This is a genomic window from Fodinicola feengrottensis (genome assembly GCF_010993775.1).
Lineage (GTDB): Bacteria > Actinomycetota > Actinomycetes > Mycobacteriales > HKI-0501 > Fodinicola > Fodinicola feengrottensis.
In genome coordinates, this window is record NZ_WOTO01000082.1 from 24,818 (window position 1) to 31,901 (window position 7,084).

10 protein-coding genes and 1 pseudogene are annotated in these 7,084 nt (G+C 67.0%); 6 read left to right on the top strand and 5 right to left on the bottom strand.

Annotated features, from left to right (window positions below; genetic code table 11):
- Nucleotides 1-12 precede the first annotated feature (12 nt).
- The 4 genes from GNX96_RS60030 (at nt 13) to GNX96_RS44435 (ending at nt 2,106) form a co-directional block, all read left to right on the top strand.
- Complete coding sequence (locus GNX96_RS60030; RefSeq protein WP_279583160.1) at nt 13-246, top strand: hypothetical protein; 234 nt, start codon at nt 13-15, stop codon at nt 244-246.
- Entirely contained in the window at nt 225-980 is a 756-nt protein-coding gene (locus GNX96_RS44425; RefSeq protein ID WP_279583161.1) for an ABC transporter ATP-binding protein, read from the top strand. Before GNX96_RS60030 ends, GNX96_RS44425 begins: the two co-directional genes overlap by 22 nt.
- An 84-nt stretch (nt 981-1,064) precedes the next feature.
- Complete coding sequence (locus tag GNX96_RS44430; protein ID WP_279583162.1) at nt 1,065-1,829, top strand: ABC transporter permease; 765 nt, start codon at nt 1,065-1,067, stop codon at nt 1,827-1,829.
- 37 nt (nt 1,830-1,866) lie between these two features.
- On the top strand, nt 1,867-2,106 hold the full coding sequence (locus GNX96_RS44435; RefSeq protein ID WP_163573459.1) for a helix-turn-helix transcriptional regulator: 240 nt from the start codon (nt 1,867-1,869) through the stop codon (nt 2,104-2,106).
- Between the two features lie 161 nt (nt 2,107-2,267).
- On the opposite strand, the gene GNX96_RS44440 is transcribed toward GNX96_RS44435, so the two are convergent.
- Both GNX96_RS44440 and GNX96_RS44445 read right to left on the bottom strand, forming a co-directional pair.
- Complete coding sequence (locus GNX96_RS44440) at nt 2,268-2,660, bottom strand: LysR substrate-binding domain-containing protein (RefSeq protein ID WP_163573460.1); 393 nt, start codon at nt 2,658-2,660, stop codon at nt 2,268-2,270.
- A gap of 2 nt (nt 2,661-2,662) precedes the next feature.
- Nucleotides 2,663-3,127 (bottom strand): LysR family transcriptional regulator, encoded by a 465-nt coding sequence (locus tag GNX96_RS44445; RefSeq protein WP_279583163.1) that lies wholly within the window; start codon nt 3,125-3,127, stop codon nt 2,663-2,665.
- Between the two features lie 95 nt (nt 3,128-3,222).
- Here GNX96_RS44445 and GNX96_RS44450 point away from each other — a divergent pair, with 95 nt between their 5' ends.
- Entirely contained in the window at nt 3,223-4,464 is a 1,242-nt protein-coding gene (locus tag GNX96_RS44450) for an MFS transporter (protein WP_279583164.1), read from the top strand.
- On the opposite strand, the gene GNX96_RS44455 is transcribed toward GNX96_RS44450, so the two are convergent.
- Nucleotides 4,424-5,314: a LysR family transcriptional regulator gene (locus GNX96_RS44455; protein WP_163573462.1), complete on the bottom strand. Its 891-nt coding sequence runs from the start codon at nt 5,312-5,314 to the stop codon at nt 4,424-4,426. The two genes, GNX96_RS44450 and GNX96_RS44455, sit on opposite strands and share 41 nt — an antisense overlap.
- Nucleotides 5,315-5,383: 69 nt before the next feature.
- On the opposite strand from GNX96_RS44455, the gene GNX96_RS44460 reads away from it, so the two are divergent.
- Nucleotides 5,384-5,764 carry a nuclear transport factor 2 family protein gene (locus tag GNX96_RS44460; RefSeq protein ID WP_163573463.1) on the top strand — a complete coding sequence of 127 codons (381 nt, stop codon included), beginning with the start codon at nt 5,384-5,386 and terminating at the stop codon, nt 5,762-5,764.
- A 1-nt stretch (nt 5,765) separates the two neighbouring features.
- On the opposite strand, the pseudogene GNX96_RS44465 reads toward GNX96_RS44460, so the two are convergent.
- Together GNX96_RS44465 and GNX96_RS44470 are read right to left on the bottom strand one after the other, a co-directional pair.
- A pseudogene (locus GNX96_RS44465) lies at nt 5,766-6,376 on the bottom strand (MBL fold metallo-hydrolase).
- The coding region (locus tag GNX96_RS44470; protein ID WP_163573464.1) for a zinc-binding dehydrogenase at nt 6,373-7,084 on the bottom strand (712 nt) is incomplete at its 5' end. The pseudogene GNX96_RS44465 and the gene GNX96_RS44470, both read right to left, overlap by 4 nt.

Here is a 7,084-nt window from a genome sequence, read left to right on the forward strand (position 1 = left end):
CGGCGAGGTCATATGACTACAGTGAGAGAAGCGGCACCGGAGGCGACTGCTGGGCCGCCGGACGAGCGGGTCGTGCTGGACGTGAGCGACCTGCGGATGCGGTACGGCACGCACGACGTGCTGACCGGGGTGAATTTCGTGGCCCGGCGTGGCGAGGTGATCGGTCTGCTCGCCCCAACGGCGCCGGAAAGACCACCACGATCGAGATCCTGGAAGGCTTCCGGATGCGGTCGGCCGGACAGGTGAGCGTGCTTGGTCAGGACCCGGCCAGCGGCGGCGAGGCGTGGCGGGCCCGACTGGGCATTGTGCTGCAGTCGTGGCGCGACCACGGAAAATGGAAAGTACGCGAGTTGCTCGCGCATTTGGGCGAATATTACGTGCCCTATTCCACTGCGCGGGATCCTCGGCCGTGGGACCCGGACGAGCTGGTCGCCACGGTCGGTTTGACCGAGCATGCCAACAAAAAAGTCGGCCAGCTCTCCGGCGGCCAGCGCCGCCGGTTGGATGTCGCGATCGGCATTGTCGGGCGGCCCGAGTTGCTTTTCCTGGACGAGCCGACGGTGGGTTTCGACCCGGAGGCGCGGCGGGAGTTTCACGACCTCGTCCACCGGCTGGCCGATGGTGACCACACCACCATCCTGCTCACCACGCATGACCTGGACGAGGCCGAAAAACTGGCCGACCGGATCCTGATTTTGGCCGGCGGCAAGGTGATCGCGAACGGCTCGCCGGATGAGCTGACCCGCCAGATGTCCGGCGAGGCGGAGATCCGGTGGACCCGGGACGGTCAGCGTTTTGTCCACACCAGCACCGAGTCGACCCGCTATGTGCGGGAACTTTTCCAGCAGTACGGGGACAAGATCGGTGACCTTGAGGTTCGCCGGGCGAGCCTGGAGGACACGTACATGGCGATGGTGCAGCAGTTCGAGACCGGACAAACCAGCGGCACCGCCGCCACTTTCGCGGAGGCGGCCCGATGAACGCATCTCTCTACGCCGGTCGGGCCGGGCTGCGCCGTGGTCTGATCGAGTTGCGCAACTCGGTGACCAACGTGCAGGACCTGTTTGGCGCGATCTTCCCCCAACATCATCCTGCTCGTGGTGATGTTGTTCATGCGCGGCGCCAAAGTGCCAGGGCTGAATTTCTCGCTGGGGGCGACCGTGCTGCCCAGTGTGCTCGGCATGGGCATCGCGTTCGGCGGGATGCTGACCCTCGCGCAGTACTTGATGGTCGAGCGCGAGGACGGCACTTTGTTGCGAGCCAAGGCGATTCCGAACGGGATGACCGGTTATCTGGTCGGCAAAATCGTCCTCGCGTCCGGGTGGACCCTGCTCGGCCTGCTACTGCAGTTGATCCCCGGCCTCATATTCTTCAACCAGGTCGGAGTGAACGGCGTCGGCGGCTGGTTGGTCCTGGTCGCGGTCATCGTGGTCGGACTGGTCGCCACCCTGCCGCTCGGCGCCATTCTCGGATCGCTGTTCTCCAACCCGCGCAACATGGGGTTGGTGATGTTCCCGATCATGGGCTTGATCGGCGTCTCCGGGATCTTCTACCCGATCACCCAACTGCCGGTCTGGCTGCAGTGGATCGGCCAGATCTTCCCGATCTACTGGCTGGGCCTGGGCATGCGGTCGGCGTTGCTGCCCGGCCAACTGGCCGCGGTCGAGATCGGACACTCGTGGCGGCAGCCGGAAACCCTCGGCATGCTCCTGCTGTGGGCGGTGATTGGCCTGGTGGTGGCGCCGATGGTGCTGCGCCGGATGGCGCGTCGCGAGTCCGGCTCCAGCGTCGCGGCCCGCCGCGAGAAAGCGATGCAGCGGGTTGGGTAAGAATGTTCGCTGAGCTGTTCGGCGATCGGGGCGTGGCATGAGCGAGACGATCTACAACCGGATCGCCATGCTGCGCGCCGAACGCGGCATCTCCCGTCGTCAACTCGCCGAGGCGCTCGGCGTCCATTACCAGACCATCGGCTACCTGGAACGCGGCGAATACAGCCCGAGCCTCTATCTGGCACTGAAAATCGCCGACTACTTCGAGGTCGCGGTGGAAGTCATCTTCTCAACCGGTCCGTTCCCCCGCATCGGCAGCAACGAGCGCTCGGCTTAGGCCCTGTCTGGTTATTGCGGCGGGCGATAGCCGAGCCCAGGAGTCGGCTGGCGGCACCGCGGAAAAGCCCCCATAGCGCTGCTATGAAAGGCTTTTCCCGCGGCACCGGCAGCCGACGCTTGGATCTCGACCCTCATCCACCTGGAATTAGGAGACACGCCCTAGTCGAATATTGTGCGTACGAGTTCCACGATGCGACCGGCTGGAGGGGACAGGTCGGTCGTCCACACCGCCTGCAGATCGGCGGCTGGCGGTTCCTCCTCCAGCCGTACGGTCACCGCGGTCGACGGCGGATGGTCGCCCAGCGTGCGAGGCACCAAAGTGATCGTACGGCTGTCGAGCAGCTCGTCGGAATACCGCCAGCCGGCGATCCTGGTGTTCACCACCTCATCCAGAATTCCTTGTACGGCAGTGAGAACGGCCTCGCGGTAGCGGGGCAGGTGATGCTCGGAGAGCAGCAGCCGGCTGCCACGGAGTTCTCGTACGGACACCGATTCCCGGCCAGCCAGCGGATGCGTACGGCTGATCACCGCGACCAGCGGTTCGCGCGTCACGCTCAGTCGGTGGAAGTCCGTGATACTGCGGGAAAGACGAGGTCATAGCGGCCGTCCCTGAGGCCCTGTGCCAGCGCCGCGGAGTCGGTTTCGGTGACGTCCAGGCGAATGCCCGGCGCTTGCTTTCGGGCGGCGGCCTGCAAGCGAGGCAGCACTTCATAAGCGGCGCTCACCACGTATCCGACCCGTACGACGCCGACCGCCCCGCCGGCCACCGCTTTCGTACGAGCCACCGCCCGGTCGACGTCGGCGATCACTTTCCGGGCGGACTCGACGAAAGCCTCGCCGGCCGCGGTCAGTCGGGTGGGCCGGCGTTCGAAGAGTCGCACCCCCAGTTCGCGCTCCAGTTCGCCGACCTGCCGGCTGAGTGGCGGCTGGGCGATATGCAGCCGGGCCGCGGCCCGGCCGAAGCTGCCTTCTTCCGCGATCGCCACCACATATCGCATCAGGCGGATGTCCACTGGCATACCCGGAGGGTATCTCGCCGGCCGAAACGGGTATTTAGTCCTGGTCAGTTCGCGGCGCAGAATTTCCTCATGGACAGTAACAACAGATCCACCTCATGACGGGTACGCTTTCGGCGCTCACGCCGAAATCCGTCGGATTCGGCCCGCGGTTCGTGCTGGCCACCTCGACCGGATCCGTGTTGAACCCCATCAATTCCTCGATCATCGCGGTCGCCCTGGTGTCGATTGGCCAGGCCTTCGGGGTCGGCGCGGACCGGACCGCGTGGCTGGTTTCCGCGCTCTACCTGGCGACCGCGGTCGGCCAGCCGGTGATGGGCAAGCTCGCCGACCGGTTCGGACCGCGGCGGATCTACCTGGCCGGGCTCGCGATGGTCGCGGCCGGCGGCCTGCTCGGTGCTTGGGCCGGCGCGTTTGGCCTGGTCATCGCCTCTCGGGTGGTCATTGGGGTGGGCACGTCGGCGGCTTACCCGGCGGCCATGACCATGGTCCGGCAGCAGTCCGTACGGCTGGACCAACCGGTGCCTGGCCGGGTGCTCGCGCGCGCTCGCGCCGGCCAGGTCACCATGGCGGTCGGCCCGCCGCTGGGCGGTCTGTTGATCGCGGCCGGCGGCTGGCGCTCGATTTTCCTGGTGAACGTGCCGCTGGCTGTGGTCGGGGCGATTTTCGCGCTGCGCTGGCTGCCAGCCGACGAGCCGCGCGAACCCGCCGAAGCTGGCGCATCGGGGGCGGCCGCGCCTTTCGCCGAGGTTCGGATGCTCGTACGCAACCGGGCCCTGACCGCGACCTATCTGCGCTATGCGCTGACTTTCCTGGTCACGTACAGCTTTCTCTACGGCTGGACGCAGTGGCTGGAGCAGAGCGCAGGGCTGTCCGCGTCCGCCGCCGGGCTGATCCTGATGCCGTCTTTTTTGTGGTGGCCGCGGTGGTTTCGGCGATCGTCTCGCGCAGGCGCGCGGTGTGGGGACCATTGCTGGTGGGCGCGACTCTGTTGGCCGTCGGTTCGGCCAGTCTGCTTTTCCTCGACCACGCCACCTCGATCTGGCTTTTGTTCGCTGTCAGCGTGGTTTTCGGCGTACGTACAGAACGCCATGGTGGTGGTCGCCAACCAGGCCGCCATGTACGGGCAGGCGCCGGCCGCTCATATTGGTACGGCCGCGGGTTTGCTGCGTACTTTCATGTATGTGGGCGCGATCGCGGCGGCGAGCCTGATCAGCGTCACCTATCGCGAGCGCGCCACCGATGCCAGCCTGCACACGCTCGCGACCGTCCTGGTGGTGGCAAGCGTCCTGGTCGTCGTCATGACTGTGCTGAACGCTCGGACGGCCGCCCGGCGGTAGCCAGGCCAAGGGCGGTTTCGACGAAGTGCGCGATGGCGGGGTTGCGGCTGCCAGCCGGCCAGCCGGCGGCGATCTCGTACGGGCAGGCGTCCGGGACCGGGCGGTAGGCGATGTCGTCGCGGCGGTTGCGAGCGGCCAGGGACGCCGGGATGAGGGCGACCGCCTGACCGAGCGCGACGGCTTCCAGGAGTTGGGAGCTGTCCTGGATGACCGGGCCGTCGGCGGGGTCATCGCCGCCCCAGAACGACCGCTCAGCGGGGCTGGTTTCCCGGCAGCGCGGGAAGGGCAGGCCGGCGAGGTCGTGCCGGCTCAGCCCGGCCCGGCCGGCGAGCGGGTGGCCGGTCGGCAGCGCGGCTACCCGCGGCTCGCTGGTCAGCACCTGGAGGTCGAGGCCGCGATGGTCGCCGGGCAGGCCCAGCAGCGCCACGTCGGCGCGGCCGTCGCGGACCAGGTCGGCCTGCTCGCCAAAGCCGCTGATGACCACCTCGAGCCCAGGATCTGGCCCGTACGCTTCGAGGATGCGACGCAGCAAGTCGGTGGTCACCATCGGCTTCGCAGTCACTACCAGCGCCGGGCTGGCCGCGGCGGCTCGGCGGGTCCGCAGGGCGGCCGCGGAAATCGCGTTGAAGACCTGAGTCGCCTCGTCCATAAGGACCGCGCCGGCGGCGGTCAGTGCGACCCGCCGGTTGTCTCGCTCGAACAGTTGCGTACCGACCCGGCGCTCCAGTTGCCGGATCGCCCGGGACAGCGGCGGCTGCGCGATGCCGAGTCGCTCGGCGGCCCGGGAGAAGTTCAGCTCCTGGGCGACCGCTTGGAAATACCGCAGCTCTCGCACCTCGAGATCGACCATACCTTCAGGGTATGGCATCAGATCCGATCGGTCCTTCGGATTTCGCCGAACCGTTGGTGGAATGGGTGGATGGATCTGGAACAGAACAAGGAAACGGCGCGGGCGTACCTCGATCTCGCCTTCAACGCGAGGCGACCCATGGAGGCTTTCGATCGTTACGTTGGCCCGTCGTACGTGCAACACAATCCGCACGCACCCGATGGCGCGGAAGCTTCGAGGAAATTCCTCGGCGCGTTTGTCGAGCGGTTCCCGCAGCTGCGGCTGGACATCCGCAGGGTTATAGCGGAGGGAGACCTGGTCGTGACGCACGGGCTCATGAAGCTGACCGATGCGGAGCGAGGGACCGCCATCGTGGACATCATTCGGTTCGCGGACGGGAAAATCGTCGAGCACTGGGATGTGGCGCAGCCGGTGCCCGACGATCCCGCCAACCAGAACACTATGTTTTGAGTCAGTCCTGTCGATGCGCGGCCTCAGCGCCGATGGTGGTGTCGTCGCCGTGTCCAGTGTGGACGGTGGTGTCCGGCGCGAGAGTGAGCAATCGCGCCGAAATCGACGCGACAATGGTGTCGAAGTCGGAGTACGAGCGGCCGGTCGCGCCTGGTCCGCCGTTGAACAGCGTGTCGCCAGTGAAGACCACGCCCAGATCCGCACTGTAGAGCGAAACTGAGCCGGGCGAGTGGCCCGGCGCGTGCCGTACGGACAGGACCGTGCCGGCGACGGGCAGGTCCTGACCGTCGGAAAGCTCGCCGTCCGGCGGCAGCTCGGGATAAACCACGTCCCACAGCATCCGGTCGGCCGGGTGCAGCCAGACCGGCACGCCGGTGGCGGTTTTTTTTACCGCCTCCGCCGCGCCGATGTGGTCGTTGTGGCCGTGCGTACAGACAGACGATCGCGGTGACCCTGCGCTTCCCGACCGCGGCCAGGATCGCCTCGGCATCATGGGCGGGGTCGATCACCAGCACCTCGTTTTCGTCGCCCACCAGCCAAACGTGTGTTGTCGACGTCCCAGCTGCCGCCATCGAGCTCGAACTTCCCGGACGTGACCACCTTCTCGATCAAAGGACCACGACCGAGCGCAGGACCTCGCCGGCATGCATTTTCTCGAACGCGGCCTCGATGTCGTCCAGCGTGGTGGTCTCCGAGACGAAGGCGTCCAGATCGAGCCGGCCCTGCTGGTAAAGGTCCACCAGCATCGGGAAATCCCGGGAGGGCAGGCAGTCGCCGTACCAGGATGATTTCAGCGCGCCGCCGCGGCCGAAGAAATCAAGCAGTGGCATTTCCAGCCGCATGTCCGGGGTGGGCACGCCGACCAGCACGACCGTGCCGGCGAGATCGCGGGCGTAGAAGGCCTGTTCGTACGTCTCCGGCCGGCCGATCGCCTCGATCACCACGTCCGCGCCAAAACCACCGGTGGCCTCGCGAATCGCCTCGACCGGGTCGGTCTGCTTGGCGTTCACGGTGTGCGTCGCGCCAAGTTTGCGCGCCCACGCCAGTTTCCGGTCGTCGACGTCGACGCCGATGATCGTACGAGCACCGGCCAGCCTGGCGCCGGCGATCGCCGCGTCACCCACGCCACCGCAACCGAAAACGGCCACCGTGTCGCCGCGGGTGACCCCGCCGGTGTTGATGGCGGCGCCGAGCCCGGCCATCACCCCGCAGCCGAGCAGCCCCACGGCTTTCGGATCAGCGGTCGGGTCGACCTTCGTGCACTGTCCAGAGTGGACCAGCGTTTTTTCAATGAAGGCACCGATGCCGAGCGCGGGCGAG

Bases quoted from the DNA above. Each gene is read 5' to 3' on its own strand.
- GNX96_RS60030 (WP_279583160.1), top strand. From the start codon at position 13: ATGACTACAGTGAGAGAAGCGGCACCGGAGGCGACTGCTGGGCCGCCG.
- GNX96_RS44425 (WP_279583161.1), top strand. From the start codon at position 225: ATGCGGTCGGCCGGACAGGTGAGCGTGCTTGGTCAGGACCCGGCCAGC.
- GNX96_RS44435 (WP_163573459.1), top strand. From the start codon at position 1,867: ATGAGCGAGACGATCTACAACCGGATCGCCATGCTGCGCGCCGAACGC.
- GNX96_RS44445 (WP_279583163.1), bottom strand. From the start codon at position 3,127: ATGCCAGTGGACATCCGCCTGATGCGATATGTGGTGGCGATCGCGGAA.
- GNX96_RS44450 (WP_279583164.1), top strand. From the start codon at position 3,223: ATGACGGGTACGCTTTCGGCGCTCACGCCGAAATCCGTCGGATTCGGC.
- GNX96_RS44455 (WP_163573462.1), bottom strand. From the start codon at position 5,314: ATGGTCGATCTCGAGGTGCGAGAGCTGCGGTATTTCCAAGCGGTCGCC.
- GNX96_RS44460 (WP_163573463.1), top strand. From the start codon at position 5,384: ATGGATCTGGAACAGAACAAGGAAACGGCGCGGGCGTACCTCGATCTC.